Here is a 17,948-nt window from a genome sequence, read left to right as displayed (position 1 = left end):
GGATAGATAAACGGAGAAAGTAGGGAATTTCATGTTACCAAATATTGGTTATTATGTTCAATCAGTCGATAACATTGTGAAACAAACGGAAGAAATTGGCGAGCAAATGCATCCCAAATACGAAATGATTCGTCAAGCAATTGATGAAAAGAAAGTGGCAGAATTAAATTCAGAACAATTAACAGAAGTTGTTCAATTGTTTGAAGCTGGAACTAAGCAATACCGAGCTATGCTGAAAAAAGTTAGTACGTTACGTCCTCCAGCAAAAGTGATGGGGATTCACAAAAAATTTGAACGTGCCTATCTTTCTTATGTAGCTGGTTGTGAAGAAATGATTCAAAGTATTAACGTAGAAAAGGGAATTGATACGGATTTATTTGAAGCTTCAGAAAAGAAACAAGACCAAGCAACAGATGATATTTCACTAGCAATCCAAAAAATGACCAATCTTTTGATGAAAAAATAATTTAAAGATAAAACTAGAGTTATTTAATCTAAATATAACGTTTTTTTTATGATAAGAGTTGTTCACTGCTATATGATAAAAGCATAACCAACAACAACCTTTATTTACTCTCATTGAGTAAGTAGCCTTTTCCACCGAGCCTAACCAACTCGGTGGTTTTTTGATGCTCAAAAATTCAATGTATAATAAAAAAGCTTGTGGTACAAAGCGTCCGACTCCGCCAGATAATTCACAACTAGCCCAAAATATGAAAAGCTATTTTGGGCAGTTGATTGTTATCTAGTCGGAGCTAGACGTTTTGTGCCACAAGCTCTACTCACGGTGTTCAAGAAGTAACTCCTGCTAAATAAGTCTAAATTTCGCAAAATTTGAAAAACAATTTCTGGAAATTTATTCTTATTTATTTAAGCTAGACACTTCTTTCACGACCTTTATTTACGGTGTTCCCCAAGCAACTCCTCCATATAACGTGCATTCACTTCAAAATATGAGAAGCTATTTTGAGTACCTGCTCATTATCTGTTTGGAGTTGAGTGCTTGGAACCACAACCTCTATTCACGGTGTTCTCAAAGTAGCTTCTTCGGTAATAAGTCCTCTTTTCTTAAAAATATGAGAAGCTATTTTTAGAAAAGATTCCTTATTACTTGAAGCTAACCACTTTGCGTCACAACCTTTTTCAGTTTTCAACATTCCTGACGTAGTTATCAAAATAATCTTCCAGATTTTTCTTTAGTTGTTGATAGTCTGCTTCAGTATACTCTTTATCTTCGATTTTCCCCTGAAAAAAAGGAATCTGCAAATCTTCTCGCAAACGATCTAACACTTCTTGTTGGTTCATGTTCTTCGCTTCTTTCTTCATCATTCATCTATAGTTATTACTAGGTTCATTTATAAGCTGTGAAAAATAGCAGTTAAATGTTCAAAGTTTTGTTTCATAATGGTCAATTTGCTATAAAGCAAAGCGGTATTAGAATCTTCATTGAAGAAGACTTGCTTGAGTTCAGCATAAAACTGATGAAAAGCATCAAAAAATTTGCTGACTTCTTTGATTTGCAATTCTGGATGTAGCTGAGTATATAATTTTGCTGTTTGAGCGAGGCTGTATAGCTCGTTCGTCACAACAATAACTCGATTTTTTTCATAGCGTGGGCTAGTAATCAATTCGTACAAGGGAAGACACTTATTATAAAGTTCAGAAAGGTTGTCTAATAGATACTCTTCAGCTGATTTTTGAATCATAAAAATTTCCTCCTTTGAAAAATAGGTTGATTTTAGTCGAAATAGACGCACACACACTCAGGTGCATAAATGTCTTTTTGTAGTAATGTTAACTTTCCGGTTTGAGCATCACGTGTGAATAAAGTTAAGTTATCACTATTTTGATTTGCACAAACTAAAAACTCATTTGTTGAATTTAAGGCAAAGTCACGAGGAAAATCACCTTCTGTTGAAATATTTTGAATAGCAGAAAGCTGTTCACCATTACTAGAAATCTCAAAGACTGCGATTGAGTTATGTCCACGATTAGAAGTATATAAGAAACGGCCGTCATTTGAAATTCGGATAGCAGCACCGCCATTTTCACCTGTGAAATCTTCTGGTAAAGTTGAAATTTTTTGTAACTTTTCAAATGAACCATTTTCTTGATAAGCGAGGACGCTTACGGTGCTGTCTAATTCACCAAATAAATAAGCAATTGGCTGTGTCGGATGGAAAACTAAATGACGGGGGCCAGTTCCAGGTTCAGCTACAAAAGTGGCTGCTAGAGTTAACTTTCCATTTTCTGCAACATCATAAGTGTACACTCGATCAGTTCCAAGATCACAAACAACTAAACGTTGGTCAGGTGTTAAATCAGTGTAGTGGACATGTGCGTGGTCTTGATTTTTATGTGGTCCAGTTTCCTCTTGATGATAAAGAGATTCGACAGCTTCAATACCACCATTATCTAAAATACGATAAACATTTACTTCACCTTTATGATAATTTGCACCATAAACCAGCTGACGAGTTTCATCTACTGCTACATAACAAAGAGGTGCTCCTTCTTCTGTTACCGCATTCAAAAATTGATACGTTGAATCGTATGCGCCTGCGCCACCTAATCCATCAACTGTTGTGACCGTGTATAGATTCTCTGCTTTACTCTTTGCTAAATAGGTGGGACTCACTTCTTTAGTTGCTAAAGTTAGTCCAGATAATTCTTTTTTTTCAGTATCAAGATCGATTGTATAAATTCCTTCACTTACTCGGCGTGTATAAGTACCCAAAATGATTTTTTCAATCATTTGATTCCCTCCTAAAAAAATGAAATTGTTTTCTTTTTTATTTTAGCATACAACTGTTCTTGGCGGATAATGAAAGAGAATATGCTATAATATTTTTGAGCGTAAAAATACGCTGTATGAAGAAAAACACTGTTCATTGTGATAGTAATCAAAGGAGAGATCAAGATGATTCAAGCCAATGTAGTAGAAATTGGACCAGAAGCAATTAATGAAAAAGAACCAATGCTGATTTTATTCAACAACACAGCAACAACTACTTTACGAAACTACTCGATTATCCAAGAATTTTTAAATAAAGAACCCTTTAAGCTAGAATCTGGAAAAACAATTCGATTTGATGAACAAGAATATACGATTGAACATGTCGGAACGACTGCTAATCAAAATCTGGAAACAGTTGGTCATGTAACGTTAGTGTTTGACGAGCATCAACCAGAAAATACGATTGTTAATGGTGTGTATTTGAATCCTTATCAACTTCCAGAAATTCATTTGGGAACACAAATTTATTATCAGTAGGAGGGACATATGGAGGAGAAAAATAAAAAAGGAAAACCAATTTCCTGGTTTTGGAAATGGTTTTTAAATAATCAAGTAGTAACGGCCTTATTAGTTGTTCTGCTTTTATTAGTAATCGTCTTTCTTTTTACGAAAGTGTCATACCTATTTGAACCTGTGTGGCAATTCTTAGCTATCGTTGGCCTACCAATTATTTTAGCGGGTATTTTATATTATTTGATGAATCCTGTGGTGGACTATTTAGAGAAGAAAAAGATTCCCAGAATTTACAGTATTATTGGTTTATTTGTCGTTGTGGTGGCGCTAATCGTTTGGGGAATCGTAGTGATTGTGCCAAAAATTCAAGAGCAATCAGTTAGCTTTGCTAGTAATTTCCCACAATATGTCGACACGATAGATGATAAATTAACAGAAATCTTACGCGATCCTTTGTTTAATCAATTTCGTGAACAACTTGAGACTGCGGGGGATAAAATTATTAATTCTGCCGGCGATTTGATTAAGAACCTTTCAAAAACGACCGTTCAAAGTGTTGGAAGTATCGTAGGAGCGGTAGCGACAGTCATTGTGGCAATTATGACGATGCCATTTATCTTGTTTTATTTATTGAAAGATGGACGTCAATTAGCACCTTACTTTGTTAAATTCTTACCAACACGTATGAGAAAACCAACTTTGAAAGTATTAAGTGAAATGAACGATCAAGTATCTTCTTATATAAGAGGTCAATTGACTGTGGCTTTTGCTGTGGCAATCATGTTTATCATTGGTTTTTCGATTATTGGATTGGAATATTCAGTGACGTTAGGTATTGTTGCAGGATTCTTGAATCTAATTCCGTACCTTGGCTCATTTTTAGCCATGATTCCAGCAGTCTTTCTTGGGATTGTAGCAGGGCCTTTGATGTTGGTGAAAGTGATTATCGTCTTTATTGCCGAGCAAACGATCGAAGGACGATTGATTTCACCATTAGTTTTAGGGAATCAATTAGCGATTCATCCAGTAACGATTTTATTGGTTTTATTGACTTCTGGAAAACTGTTTGGAATTGTGGGAGTTATTTTGGGAATACCTGTTTATGCGGCAGCCAAAGTAATCATCACGCATATTTTTGAATGGTACACAACGATTTCTTCCTTATATGAAGACGATCCAGTTGAAACGCCGAAAAAAGAATAGGCAACTATCTTAAAAATCAAAAAAAGAAACATAAATAAAAACAGCAAACGACAATCGAAAACTAGATTGTTGTTTGCTGTTTTTTTGTTGTAAAAGAGATCTGTTTTGCTTAGAAATCTTTTCCTAATTGAGTAGCTTTGTCTAGTGCTTCTTGCATCAATTCTTCTGCACGGTCAGGTGTGTAGTCGATTCCTTCGATAAATAATTGATCGATTTCGTCAATTCCAATAAAGTTCAAGATTCCTTTAACATATTGTGAAGCAAAATCTTGGCCTTGATAAATACCACCATTTGATTGGATGTGTAAAGCTTTCTTTCCTTGAACTAAACCTTGAGGACCATTTTCTGTATATTTGAATGTTTTACCAGCTACGTTGACCGTGTCAAACCAAGCTTTTAAACGTGTTGGAATATTTAGGTTCCAAAGTGCGTTGGCAATGACGATTTTATCAGCAGCTAGAAATTGTTCAGTTAATTCGTTAAACCGCGCGATTTTATGTTGTTGCTTTTCAGTTAATTCTGAGAAGTCGGCTCCAGTACGAAGAACTTCCCAACCAGATAATAATTCTTCGTCAATTTCAGGAATATCATCACGGTAAAGATCAAGAATAGTGATTTCATCTTCTGGATGACTTTCTTTATAGCTAGTTAGAAATGTAGAAAGAGCTTTAACTGAGCGTGATTCTTCAGCAGTTAAAGGATGACCTTTGACAATTAATACTGATGACATAATGATTCAATCTCCTTTTTTGTAAACATACTTGTTATGTTCAAGACTAACAAAGCTAGTTTAATCGAAAAAGAAAAGGCTATCAAGGTTTAAAAACAAAGAATAGTTCATTTAGCTGCTTTTCTTTTTTACTACTCATTCTTTTTTTACTGATCCATTTGGTGGAGCCAAAACAAAAGCATACTGAAATCAAGTGTAAAAAAATAAAAAAACTTCAACTAAAGGCCAGTTTGTTTAGATTTATTTACCTCGACATCGGTAAAAGTATATTGGAAATGATTGATTTGCATGGCTATAATTTAGTTATTCCACCATGTTGATTTGGGATGAACATCTCAAATAACCCCACAAGTGGAAGAGCTGATTTTTTTACATAGTCGTAGCAAATCATCACTCTTTCATTAGAGTTGCTGTTAGTTCATTGTTTTTACAAAAAGATAGCCGAAGAGACTTCTCATATTCTAAGTTCGTCTGGCTGGCAAACGGGTTTTCTTTTAGGCAAATAATGAACGAACTCAAACGTAAAAGGTGGGAAACCCTTACTCACTTATTTTTAAAAGAAGCAGTGCATTCGTTTAACGGATGTACTGTTTCTTTTTTGCAGTTGAAATAAAGGAAAAAAATAATGTAAAAAACTTGCAAAACAGTCTGCTGGTGTTATAATGACATAGCGTCATATGACAACGCGTCATTTGGGCGAAGAAACGAAAGGAGGAGGACTATGCCAACACAAACATTTTTTCATTTGCCAAAGGAAAAGCAACAACGATTATTAGCCGCTGCGAATGCTGAGTTTTCACGTGTGCCGTTAAAGGATGCGTCAATTGCTAATATCGTGAAACTAGCTGAGATACCACGTGGTAGTTTTTATCAATATTTTGAAAATAAAGAGGATCTGTACTTCTATTATTTTGAGACACTGCGACGTGATAGTTCGCGAGATATGCGAAACTTGATGAAAGAAGTTCATGGAGATCTTTTTGAAGGCTTCGAGCTTTATTTTGAAAAGATGATTCGCGAAATCTTAGCAGGAGAAAATTCTGCATTTTATCGACACTTATTCATGAACATGGATTATCGCGCTTCACGTAAAGTGACTCCTCATCTTTCTGAAGAGGAAAAGGCAAAAAAAATGCCACATAAAAGACATAAGCAGGATACTCAAGCTTTAATAGAAGTGATTGATCAAACAAAACTAAAAGTAAGAGATTCACACGAATTAGAGCTGCTGATATCACTGTTGATGAATGCTGTTTTTTCAACGATTACACATTCATACAAATCACTTTCAGTGACGAAAGACTACTCAGTTGAACAAGCAATCGAAGAATTTAAGTTAAAGCTTTCTTGGTTGAAAGAGGGAGCCTATAAGTAGAAAGAAGGGGAATAGATGCTGAAAATTATTAAACGAATTTCCATTACTTCTGCCATTGCCGCAGTTGGTTTTATGGTTGTTCAAGTTTTGGCAGACTTATATTTACCAACATTGACATCCAACATTATTGATAAAGGGGTAGCTAAAGGAGACATTGACTATATTTGGCAGACTGGCTTTGTCATGATTGGCTTTTCATTGATTAGTATTTTAGCTGCTATTGGAAATACTTTTTTTGCGACGCGTGAGTCACAAAAATTAGGGAAAAAATTACGCTCAGATGTTTATCAAAAGGCAGAAAATCTAACAAATGATGGCTTTGATAAATTTGGAACAGCCTCGTTGATTACGAGAACAACAAATGATGTGACACAAATTCAAATGGTTGTTCAAATGTTTTTACGGATGATGATCAACGCACCTATTACATTGATAGGGGCAAGTTTTCTTGCTTATCAAAAAGATCAAGAGTTAACAAAAATCTTTTTGGTAGTTATCCCAATCATGTTAGTTTTAGTTGGCGGTATTATGTATTTTGCGGTTCCGTTGTTTAAGAGTATGCAAAAGAAAACGGACCGCTTGAACTTAGTTTTCCGTGAAGGCTTAACGGGTGTCCGCGTGATTCGTGCGTTTGATAAAACAAAGTTTGAAGAGAACCGTTTTGATTTAGCAAATAAAGATTACACAAACACGGCGATTCGCGTGAACTCAATTGTTGCATTGATGATGCCGTTGATGACGCTAATCATGAGTGGAACAAACGTAGCAATTACTTGGTTTGGTGGACACTACATAGCTGAAATGAATTTAGAAGTTGGGAATTTAATTGCTTTTATGACTTATGCGATGCAAATCCTAATTAGTTTCATGATGCTATCAATGATCTTTATCATGGTTCCTCGTGCGCAAGCTTCTGCTGATCGGATCAATGAAGTATTAGACGAAGATATCGATATTACGGACCCAAAAAATCCAAAAGAAGTAACGCTTGCCGGAAAGTCTGCAACGTTGAATTTTGACCATGTGGATTATCGTTATCGTGGTGCAGAAAAATTAGCGCTTGAAGATATTGATTTTCGTGCAAAATCAGGGGAAATCGTTGCGATTATCGGTGGAACTGGTTCTGGTAAAACAACGTTAGTGAATTTGATTCCTCGACTATATGAAATTGAATCAGGCGAAATTCGTTTAAATCAAACGGATATTCGCGAAATGACTCAAGAAAACTTGCGTGATTTGATTGGTTTCGTTCCACAAAAAGCGATTTTATTTTCTGGAACGATTCGGGAAAACATGCAATATGGCTTACCTGACGCAACGGATGAAATGATCTGGAAAGCATTAGAAATTGCTCAAGCAAAAGAGTTTGTTTCTGAGTTGGAAGACGGGCTAGATAGTCATGTTGAACAAGGTGGAGGAAATTTTTCTGGTGGACAAAGACAGCGGTTAGCGATTGCTCGCGCATTAGTCAAACCAGCAGATGTTTATGTATTTGATGATTCATTTTCTGCGCTTGATTTCAAAACAGATGCAAAACTTCGTCAAGCATTGAAACAGGACATGACCGACAGTATAACTGTTTTAGTAGCGCAACGCGTAAGTACCGTCATGGATGCTGATACGATTTTAGTTTTAGATGAAGGCAAGTTAGTTGGTAAAGGAACACATAAAGAACTGCTAGAAACAAATGAAACTTATGCGGAAATTGTTCGTTCGCAATTAAGAGAGGAGGACTTAGCATGAGTAAAGAAAAAACACAATCCTCTCATGGATCAATGCGTGGCGGAGGTGGTCATGGACCTGGGCGTAACATTGGTGCAAAAGGAGAAAAAGCAAAAAACTTCTGGGGGACAGTTAGCCGCCTCTTTAGCTATATGTCAAAACGACTAATTGCGATTGTTTTAGTATTTGTCTTGGCAATTGCGGCAGTGATTTTCCAAATCCAAACGCCGAAAGTTCTAGGTCGTGCAACAACTGAAATTTTTAAAGGCGTCATGATTGGCGCGAAACAGATGCAGCAAGGTCAAAAAGTGACTGAATTTCCAATTGACTTTGATAAAATCGGCCAAATTATTGCGACCGTCATTGTCATGTATGTTATTGCTGCCGTGTTTAGTTTCTTACAACAATTTATTATGACGCGTGTCTCACAACGAACAGTTTATGATTTGCGTAAGGACTTAGAAGCTAAAATGAACCGAGTACCCATTTCTTATTATGATACACATACGAATGGGGATATTATGTCTCGGGCAATCAACGATATGGACAACATTGCAAGTACCCTTCAACAAAATTTGACGCAATTTGTAACGAGTACAGTTACACTGATTGGGGTCATCGTGATGATGTTATCAATTAGTTGGCAATTGACACTAGTCGCTTTACTAATGATTCCGTTAAGTTTAATCGTTGTGATGATCGTCGCACCAAAATCACAAGTATATTTTTCAGATCAACAAAAGAGTTTAGGTTTGTTGAATAACCAAGTAGAAGAAACCTATGCTGGTCACACGATTGTTAAAACCTTTAATCATACTGGAAAAGATCAGGAAGTTTTTGAAGTTGAAAATGAAAAACTTTATGCGTCTGGTTGGAAAGCCCAATTTATTTCGGCAATCATTATGCCATTGATGAACTTTGTTAAGAATTTAGGCTATGTGTTTGTCGCTGTCCTTGGTGGGATTAAAGTAGCAAATGGGAATGTTTCTTTAGGGGATGTTCAAGCATTCTTGCAATATACAAGCCAATTCTCACAACCAATTACTCAAATCGCTAGCTTAATGAATACCATTCAATCAACTGTCGCTTCTGCAGAACGTGTATTTGAAGTCTTAGACGAAGCTGAAATGACAGATGAACCTTCAGGACTCCCAGTAGAAGAAGATTCTCCCTATAAAGTTCGCTTTGAAAATGTACAGTTTGGTTATACTGAGGATAACTTATTGATGACCGATTTTAACTTAAATGTCAAACCGGGAGAAATGGTCGCAATCGTTGGCCCAACTGGTGCAGGTAAAACTACGTTGATCAATTTGTTGGAACGTTTTTATGATGTGTCTGGCGGAAGCATTCGCTATGAAGGTGTTGATACTCGAGACTTATCCCGTGATGAGTTGCGTGCCAAATTCTCGATGGTCTTACAAGATACGTGGTTATTCACAGGTACAATCTATGACAATATCCATTATGGAAATGAACAAGCCACAAAAGACCAAGTAATTGCCGCTGCCAAAGCTGCTCATGTGGATGATTTTGTTCGTAAATTACCAGAAGGATATGACACGATTTTAAATGAAGATGCAAGTAACATCTCTCAAGGACAACGCCAATTGATCACGATTGCTCGCGCATTCTTGGCTAATCCAGATGTCTTGATTCTGGATGAGGCAACTTCAAGTGTTGATACTCGAACAGAGATTTTGATCCAACGAGCAATGAACCGTCTCTTAGAAAATCGGACAAGTTTTGTGGTTGCGCATCGCTTGTCAACGATTCGCGATGCAGACAATATTATTGTGATGAATCATGGATCAATTGTAGAAACAGGTAACCATGAAGAACTAATGGCTAAAGATGGTTTTTATGCTGATCTTTATAATAGTCAATTTTCTGAAGAAGTTGCTTAATAACAAGAGGTTGTGGCGCCAAGCGATTAGCTTCAAGCAATAAGGATGCTTTTCTAAAAATAGTTTTCCATATTTTTATGAAAAGAGGACTTATTGCCGAAGAAGCTGCTTGGAGAACACCGTGAATAGAGGTTGTGGTGTCAAGCGATTAGCTTCAAGCAATAAGGATGCTTTTCTAAAAATAGTTTTCCATATTTTTATGAAAAGAGGACTTATTGCCGAAGAAGCTGCTTGGAGAACACCGTGAATAGAGGTTGTGGTGTCAAGCGATTAGCTTCAAGCAATAAGGATGCTTTTCCAAAAATAGTTTTCCATATTTTTATGAAAAGAGGACTTATTGCCGAAGAAGCTGCTTGGAGAACACCATGAATAGAGGTTGTGGTACCAAGCGATTAGCTTCGAAAAAATAATGAGCAACTGACAAAAATAGCTTTTCATATCTTTGTACAGTTGTGAATTATTTCGAGGAGTTGCTTTGGGAACACCGTTTATTCTAAAAAGGGATGTGACAGAAGGATTGTCACATCCCTTTTTCATATTTATTTGAAATAACCAACTGATTGGCAACGAAAAATAATTAAAAAAGCTGTATTCAGGAAAAGTTATTTGTTAGATTCCGCCAATTTTTTTGATTTTCTTGAAGAAAATGGAGATTGATGTTACTCTCGGACTAAATAAATTTCACAAATTCTTAGTTATTGCTTGAAAGAAGTGACATCCATCGTTAAAATATAATTTGACGCAGAAGGGGAGTAGAATAAATGAAAGATTTTAAATTGGGGGCTACTACCTATTTAAAAAGTGTGGCTATCCGAGTCAAAGATCGCGATAAAATGATTGCTTTTTATAAGGATACAGTTGGTTTTGATTTGAAGCGTGAAGAAAATGAGTTGGCTATTTTTGGTACACAAGATAGTGACAGTGAAATGCTTTTACTAGAAGAAAGCCCACGTGCGAACAATCACACAGGTGAAATCAAAAAGTTGAGTCGCTTTTCTTTGGTCATTCCAAGTGTGGAAGAAATGGCAGATATGTTATGCCGTATCCGTAAAACAAATTATCCAATTAAAGATGCACTGGAAGATCAAGCACGTATGGGAATCTTATTAGTTGACCCAGAAAGTAACGAACTTGAAATTTATTACGAAGAAAAAAATGCTGAAAAAGCAGAACCTGAAGTAATGGATCAAGAAGCTTTACTGCGAAAATCTGAAGAAAAATTCACAAAGTTAACATCAGGTGCCTATTTTGAAAAAATTCATTTGAATGTTAGCGACCTAGCGAAAGAGCGCCAATTTTTGAGTCATGTACTCGGACTAAAAGTACATAACGAAGAAAATGGTCTGCATGTACTGAACGAAGGCGATTTTCATGTTGGTTTGAACCAAGCAGTAGGTGGAACAATCGACTTACCAACAGATGAGGTTTTAGGATTAGACTTCTTGAAATTTGTCGTGACACCAGAAAACATGGAAACATTGATTGAACATTTACAAGCTGAAAATCTTGATTTCTTCGTAGATAAGAAAAAATCAGTCATCACTGTGTATGATGCAATTGGTATCGAGTGGTGGTTTGTCAGCAATCCTAAAAAATAGCTAAATAGATTGGAGTCAGCCAAAAAATAATTTCTTAACGATAGTGCTGACTGCAATCATTTTGATAAAGGACAAGAGTAGCTGGATGGCTTCTCTTATTTTTTTTAAACAAAGTAATCGAAAGAAATCAACTGAAACAGCTTGCTTCACTACCCAGAAAAATATATGCTTGTGCTGTATGAATGATCAAATCCTTCAAAGAGATTCTTTGAGTAGAAATGAGGAAAGAACATGTATCCAGAAACAAAACAAATGATTTTGACTAAACTTGCGGAAGGTTTTTACCCCGGTGTTGTAGCTGCTTTTATCAAACAAGAAAAAGTCGAATCATTTGCAGCAGGACAAGCCCAAATTGTTCCTGATACACAACCGATGTCAGAAGACTTACTTTTTGATGCAGCATCGTTAACGAAAGTCATCGCTACCACAACACTTGTTTTACGATTGTGGGAAGACGGTAAACTTGACTTGGATCAACCGCTCCAGCGCTATTTACCAGCATTTGAAAACCAGACAATTACCATTCGTCATTTATTGACGCACACTTCAGATATTCAAACTTGGATACCTGACCGAGATTCATTAACACAAGAAGAGTTGATTGCTGCTTATTTAACATTGCAACCTGGAGCTGAGTTAGGCAAAACGGTAAAATATACTGATGCAGGGACGATCTTGCTTGGTTTGATGTTGGAAGAAATTTATCAAGAGCCAGCGGTTGAATTATTTCAAGAACAAGTTCTTGAACCTTTAGGAATGATGAATAGTTTATTTTTACCTTTTCCATCTAAAAAAATCGTTCCTACTGAACAATTACCCTCTGGAGAAGTTTTAAGAGGAATCACTCATGACCCTAAAGCAAGAATTTTAGCTGAACATGCTGGAAATGCAGGGTTATTTTTGGATTTAGAAGATAGCATTTCTTTTGTTCAAATGTATTTGGCTAAAGGAAAAGTCAATGGGGGACAATTTTTGACTACCCAAACGATTGAGTCATTACTTCAAGATCATACACCTGAAAAAAATGGACAGCGATCATTAGGATGGGCTCTTAAATTAGATCAAAAGGATCAACATCCGATACTTTTCCACACGGGATATACAGGAACGTTCCTGTTAATTGATGTTATTAGTCAAGAAGGCTTTATCTTTTTATCCAACCGTATTCATCCAAATGATGCGCGTGAAGCCTATCTTGAATGTCGTGATGAAATTGTTGAAACTTATCTGAAAGAGAAAGCGTTCTTACAAAAATAGTGCTATAATAGCTATGAAAGTTGAGAGGAGTTTGAATTATGCAAGAACCTATGTTTTTAAAACCAGTTTTCCAAGAAAAAATTTGGGGAGGAAGTCGCCTACGTTCTGTATTTGGATTTGACATTCCTAGTGACAAAATTGGAGAGGACTGGGCAATCAGTGCGCATCCTCATGGTGTAAGTATCGTTGAAAATGGCGAATTTAAAGGTCAAAAATTAGATGACCTTTGGGCAAATCATAAAGAGTTATTCGGTCACCCCACAGAACCAGTTTTTCCATTACTAATTAAAATTTTAGATGCAGAAGATGAATTATCTGTTCAAGTCCATCCAGATGATACATATGGAATGGAACATGAAGGTGAACTAGGTAAAACAGAGTGCTGGTACATCATTGATGCAGAGCCAGGCGCAGAAATCATTTATGGTCATCACGCAAAAACACGTGAAGAACTTGCGAAAATGATTGAAGAAGGTCGTTGGGATGATTTATTGAAACGTGTTCCTGTGAAAAAAGGTGATTTCTTCTATGTACCAAGTGGAACAATCCACGCAATTGGTAAAGGAATCATGATTTTAGAAACACAACAAAGTTCAGATACGACTTACCGTGTTTATGATTACGATCGCAAAGACGATCAAGGAAATACCCGTGAATTACACATCCAACAATCAATTGATGTAACAACTGTTCCAGCGAAAACGCCAGAATTACACGTAAAAGAAATTCGTGAAGGCAATTCTTCCGTAGTTACGTATCTAGAAACAGAATTCTTTAACGTTTATGAATGGGACGTTAAAGGCATCATGTCATTTAAAAAACAAGCACCTTATACGCTGATGACAGTAATTGCTGGCGCTGGCGAGTTAGTGGTTGATGGAAAAACTTATTCATTGGAAAAAGGGACAAGCTGCATCATTCCTGATGGCGTCAAAGAATGGACGATCCAAGGTGAGTTAGCAATTATTGCTTCTGTTCCCGGTGAAAAGAAATAATTGATTGAAAGAATGCAAAAAAGAATGAGCCAACGCGAATTTCGCTTTGGTTCATTCTTTTTGTTTGAGTTTTTTGTATGAAATGCTAGGTGCTACATTTTTGTTGTCACAGTTGGCAAATCTAACTCTTTTCCATAACGCTTTTCTAAAGCTAGGCGAATCAAGCGTTCAGCTAAGTGTTCATTACGTGCTAAGATAGGACCATGGAAGTAAGAACCATAAACATTACGGTAAATAACTCCTTCAGACTGATCTTCGCCATTGTTTCCTTCTCCTTGAACGACTTTCCCAAGAGGACGTTCACCTTCACCTAAGAAAGTTCGTCCATTATGATTTTCAAATCCATAATAAGTTTCGTCAAATTCTTCATTGTGAATAACAATATCTCCGATAAAACGATTGTTGTCTTGGCTAAGTGTGTAGTGATCTAAAGCACTGATTCCTTGGATTTTTTCACCATTAGCGCCCATGTAATAGTGACCAAGTAATTGATAGCCACCACAAATCGCAAGCATGACACCATCATTTTCAATATAGTTTGTCAAAGATTCTTTCTTGTCTTGAATGTCTTCTGAAATAATCAGCTGTTCAAAGTCTTGCCCACCACCGAAAAAGACTAAGTCATATTTTTTTTCATCAAAAGGTTCATGGATGCTGACGATTTCAGAATTGAAAGTCACGCCCATTTTTTCGGCAACGTATTTGAGCATCAATAAATTTCCGTTATCCCCGTAAGTATTCATTAAATTACCATACAGGTGCGCAATAGTTAATTCATAATTAGCCATTATTCATGCCTCCCTTAATATATCCCTGATTTGCCAATTCTTTACGCAACTGCAAAACAGCGGTGTAAGTCGCTAGAATATAAACATGTTCGGTTGGAAGTGTTTTGATTTTTTCAATTACTTCAGGAATTTCTTTTGTTTCCGTTAATTTTTCTTCTGGAATACCCGCAACTTTTAAGCGCAAAGTCATGTCTGTATGGCGATCTCCACCAGAGATAACTGCTGGAATAGCCATAGTTGCGAAGTTTTCATAGTTGCCATCCCAAATCCAACTGACATCAATTCCATCAGCATAATTCGCATTTAGTAGGGAAACTAATGAAAACGGGTAAGGCGCAAGACCAATCATATCAATTACTTGATTGATTCCAACCGGATTTTTAACAAGGATCAATGTGCATTTCTTGTCATTGATTGTTATCGTTTCTTGCCGGCCGAAGACTTTTTCATCATAACCCAGACCTTGTTTGATTTTTTCTGGTGCGACACCATAATATTCAGCCACAGCTGTAGCAGCTAACGCATTATACACGTTATACATTCCACCAACTTCGATACCATACTCATGTCCATCAATGACAAAATCAGCAGAAACATTATCCATACGAATCATCTCAGTTAAACGATAATCAAGTTCAGGACGTTTAAAGTCACAATTTGGACAATAATACTTCCCTAAGTTCGCATAAGTGATCATTTTATAATGTAAGATATGATGACATTTTGGACACAGAACGCCATCTGTGTTGTAGTGAGCCATTTGTTCATGATCTTCTTCGTGATCAAATCCATAATATTTGTTTGGATTGACTGTTTGTACCGAATTGAAAATTGGTGAGTCACCATTTGAAATAATCGTTGCATTTGGTGCTTTTGCAGCACCGTCAACAATCATTTTGTACGTTGTATAAATTTCACCGTAACGATCCATTTGGTCACGGAAAATATTTGTGAATAAAAATAGTTCAGGTTTCATATATTCTGTCACTTTACTCAAGCTAGCTTCGTCAATTTCGAGAACAGCAAATTTTTTCTGTCCTTTTTTTGGTTTGGCTTGTAAGAATGTTGAAACGATTCCTTGAACCATGTTTGCACCAGTTGGATTTGTCAAAACTTCATCAAATTGTTGACGCAAAATATTAACAGTTAAAGCAGTGGTCAATGTTTTTCCATTTGTTCCAGTTACGACAACTACTTCATAATCTTTGGCTAAACTATCTAAAATATGCGGATCTATTTTAAGAGCAAGCTTACCAGGTAAGCTTGAGCCACCCTTAAAAAATGTTTTCAATGCCCATTGTGATGATTTCCCAACTGCAATCGCAAATTGACTGCGTATTCCCATTATGTAACCTCCAAAAAACGTCGTGTTGACGAGTAAATTCAACTTATCATACCACATGTTGAAAAAAAGGTTAAATTGCTTTTCTTTTTCTTAAGAAATGGGGGATTTTACAGAGGAAGTTAATTAAAAAAAGAAAAACGCTCTTGATTGATAGAATCAAGAACGTTCTTTTTTTCATATAGAAGAGATTACCCAATAATAATTTTTTCTGAAGGATATTCATAACCCAAATCTCGTGTCTCTTTTGGCACGAACAACATCAAGGTGTAAAGCATACCGATTCGTCCGATAAACATCAGCCCAGCAATCGTGATTTTTCCAATGACAGAAAGATCTGGGGTGATACCTAATGAAAGACCAGTTGTCCCAAAAGCAGATGTGACCTCTACAATAATAGCTATTAGAGATTGTTCTTCTGTTGCAGATAGAAATAGGATACAAAAGAAACACATACCTAGGGATAACATAAACACAACGACTGATTTACGAACATCATCATCATCGATTCTTCGCCCAAAAATATTGATATTATCTTCACTTTTTAAGAAAGAGTACAGATAAAGCCCAATGATTGCAACAGTCGTCGTTCGAATTCCACCACCGACAGAGCTTGGACTACATCCGATAAACATGAGCAATGAAAAGACAATTAATGTGGTGATTTGAAAATTACCTAAATCATGGATTTGAAGTCCCGCATTCCGGGTAGTCATTGAATAAAACATGGAATTAATCCACTGGACACCTTGACTGGAAGAATGAAAGAGGTGATCTTTTTCCAGTAAATAAATCAACAGTGTGCCACTAATAAATAAAATGATAAATGCCAGAACTGCTAATTTGGTAAATAAAGAGAAGCGAAAAGGCAAGCGTTCTTTTCGTTTTCGATACAAAAACCACTCGCGAACTTCCATTAGAACCGGAAAACCAATCCCACCAATGAAGATCAAAAACATGATAGCAATCAGAAATGGATAGTCATGAGCAAAAGGCTTGATGGAGTCACCAGTCACGTCAAAGCCAGAGTTGGTTACGGCTGAGATTGCTTGATAAAAACCGTAAAAGATAGCATCACGCCAGCGCTCAAAGTACCCTTGATAGTAGAAATAAATTGAAAATAATGTACCAAAGATTACTTGAAACCAAATCAAAATGGAAAAAGTTGTCCGAATCAAGCGCACAATTCCCGAAAGTCGTGGCTGGTTCATATCGGTCATGATTAATTGCCGTTGACGCAACGTAATGCGCCTTTTGGATAAAATAATGAAAGCAGTCGAAATCATCATGATTCCTAACCCGCCGATTTGAAATAGAACTTCCAATAAAATAATGCCCGAATCATTGAATACCGAATTGATATCAAAAGTAGAAAGACCGGTTACGCTAACCGTGCTGATTGCCATAAATAGCATATCGACAAATGGAACGTGGCTACCTTTTTCTCGGAAAACAGGTAAATAAAACAATCCTAATGAAAGGATAGTCATCAAAATATAATAAGACACAATAATTTGAATCGAAGTAAAGTGATTCGTGATAAATCGTTGCGTGTGTCGTTGCGTCTTACGCAAAAAAAGCTCAATCTTCAAAAAAAGTAAGCCTCCTTCTTTGGGTTGTTGCTAACAGTATAACAGGTGCAAATGCAAAAGCTCAAAAAAATCGCTAAAATAAGTGTGAGATTCGTCTTTTTGTTTATGAAAAAATAGCATATAATGAAGCAATATTTTAAAAAGAGGTGAGCTGGCGTGACGGAAGTAGTTGATGCCACAGAAATAGTT

The 17,948-nt window shown here is 36.4% G+C and carries 16 protein-coding genes; 9 read left to right on the top strand and 7 right to left on the bottom strand.

The features are described 5' to 3' along the window. Positions 1-31: 31 nt before the first annotated feature. Positions 32-466: a hypothetical protein gene (locus RV17_RS09730; protein ID WP_071869109.1), complete on the top strand. Its 435-nt coding sequence runs from the start codon at positions 32-34 to the stop codon at positions 464-466. A 677-nt stretch (positions 467-1,143) separates the two neighbouring features. On the opposite strand, the gene RV17_RS13470 is transcribed toward RV17_RS09730, so the two are convergent. Genes RV17_RS13470 through RV17_RS09720 form a run of 3 tightly spaced genes read right to left on the bottom strand, consistent with a single transcriptional unit; the run spans position 1,144 to position 2,755 of the window. After that, positions 1,144-1,305, bottom strand: coding sequence for a hypothetical protein (locus RV17_RS13470; protein ID WP_086270684.1), 162 nt, complete (start codon positions 1,303-1,305; stop codon positions 1,144-1,146). Between the two features lie 50 nt (positions 1,306-1,355). Continuing rightward, complete coding sequence (locus tag RV17_RS09725; protein WP_067482853.1) at positions 1,356-1,706, bottom strand: hypothetical protein; 351 nt, start codon at positions 1,704-1,706, stop codon at positions 1,356-1,358. Positions 1,707-1,738: 32 nt separating this feature from the next. Further along, complete coding sequence (locus RV17_RS09720) at positions 1,739-2,755, bottom strand: lactonase family protein (protein ID WP_067482851.1); 1,017 nt, start codon at positions 2,753-2,755, stop codon at positions 1,739-1,741. A 165-nt stretch (positions 2,756-2,920) separates the two neighbouring features. Here RV17_RS09720 and RV17_RS09715 point away from each other — a divergent pair, with 165 nt between their 5' ends. Both RV17_RS09715 and RV17_RS09710 read left to right on the top strand, forming a co-directional pair. Then, positions 2,921-3,274: a PTS glucitol/sorbitol transporter subunit IIA gene (locus RV17_RS09715; RefSeq protein WP_067482850.1), complete on the top strand. Its 354-nt coding sequence runs from the start codon at positions 2,921-2,923 to the stop codon at positions 3,272-3,274. Between the two features lie 9 nt (positions 3,275-3,283). Next, on the top strand, positions 3,284-4,453 hold the full coding sequence (locus RV17_RS09710) for an AI-2E family transporter (RefSeq protein WP_067482849.1): 1,170 nt from the start codon (positions 3,284-3,286) through the stop codon (positions 4,451-4,453). Between the two features lie 109 nt (positions 4,454-4,562). Here RV17_RS09710 and RV17_RS09705 read toward each other — a convergent pair whose 3' ends face one another. After that, positions 4,563-5,183 carry an FMN-dependent NADH-azoreductase gene (locus RV17_RS09705; protein ID WP_067482848.1) on the bottom strand — a complete coding sequence of 207 codons (621 nt, stop codon included), beginning with the start codon at positions 5,181-5,183 and terminating at the stop codon, positions 4,563-4,565. 721 nt (positions 5,184-5,904) lie between these two features. Between RV17_RS09705 and RV17_RS09700 the strand changes: the two genes are divergently transcribed. From RV17_RS09700 to manA, 6 genes are all read left to right on the top strand, one after another. Then, positions 5,905-6,558 (top strand): TetR/AcrR family transcriptional regulator, encoded by a 654-nt coding sequence (locus RV17_RS09700; protein ID WP_071869108.1) that lies wholly within the window; start codon positions 5,905-5,907, stop codon positions 6,556-6,558. Between the two features lie 15 nt (positions 6,559-6,573). Further along, complete coding sequence (locus tag RV17_RS09695; RefSeq protein WP_071869107.1) at positions 6,574-8,301, top strand: ABC transporter ATP-binding protein; 1,728 nt, start codon at positions 6,574-6,576, stop codon at positions 8,299-8,301. After that, entirely contained in the window at positions 8,298-10,187 is a 1,890-nt protein-coding gene (locus RV17_RS09690; protein ID WP_071869106.1) for an ABC transporter ATP-binding protein, read from the top strand. Before RV17_RS09695 ends, RV17_RS09690 begins: the two co-directional genes overlap by 4 nt. A 761-nt stretch (positions 10,188-10,948) precedes the next feature. After that, complete coding sequence (locus tag RV17_RS09685) at positions 10,949-11,785, top strand: VOC family protein (protein ID WP_071869105.1); 837 nt, start codon at positions 10,949-10,951, stop codon at positions 11,783-11,785. Positions 11,786-12,016: 231 nt separating this feature from the next. Beyond that, positions 12,017-13,042, top strand: coding sequence for a serine hydrolase domain-containing protein (locus tag RV17_RS09680; protein ID WP_071869104.1), 1,026 nt, complete (start codon positions 12,017-12,019; stop codon positions 13,040-13,042). A gap of 38 nt (positions 13,043-13,080) precedes the next feature. After that, positions 13,081-14,037, top strand: a complete 957-nt coding sequence (manA, locus tag RV17_RS09675) for a mannose-6-phosphate isomerase, class I (RefSeq protein ID WP_067482833.1) — start codon at positions 13,081-13,083, stop codon at positions 14,035-14,037. Positions 14,038-14,129: 92 nt separating this feature from the next. On the opposite strand, the gene RV17_RS09670 is transcribed toward manA, so the two are convergent. The 3 genes from RV17_RS09670 to RV17_RS09660 form a co-directional block, all read right to left on the bottom strand. Beyond that, complete coding sequence (locus tag RV17_RS09670; RefSeq protein WP_067482831.1) at positions 14,130-14,825, bottom strand: type 1 glutamine amidotransferase; 696 nt, start codon at positions 14,823-14,825, stop codon at positions 14,130-14,132. Continuing rightward, the gene (locus tag RV17_RS09665; protein WP_067482829.1) at positions 14,818-16,170 is read right to left on the bottom strand and encodes a Mur ligase family protein; all 1,353 of its coding nucleotides are present in this window, start codon (positions 16,168-16,170) and stop codon (positions 14,818-14,820) included. Before RV17_RS09665 ends, RV17_RS09670 begins: the two co-directional genes overlap by 8 nt. A gap of 188 nt (positions 16,171-16,358) precedes the next feature. Continuing rightward, positions 16,359-17,759, bottom strand: a complete 1,401-nt coding sequence (locus tag RV17_RS09660; protein WP_067482827.1) for a TrkH family potassium uptake protein — start codon at positions 17,757-17,759, stop codon at positions 16,359-16,361. Between the last annotated feature and the right edge of the window lie 189 nt (positions 17,760-17,948).

The sequence above is a fragment of the Enterococcus thailandicus genome (genome assembly GCF_001886265.1).
In the GTDB taxonomy this organism is placed as follows: domain Bacteria; phylum Bacillota; class Bacilli; order Lactobacillales; family Enterococcaceae; genus Enterococcus_B; species Enterococcus_B thailandicus.
The sequence above is the reverse complement of the archived record's forward strand: the minus strand, read 5'-3'. Positions and strand labels throughout refer to the sequence as shown.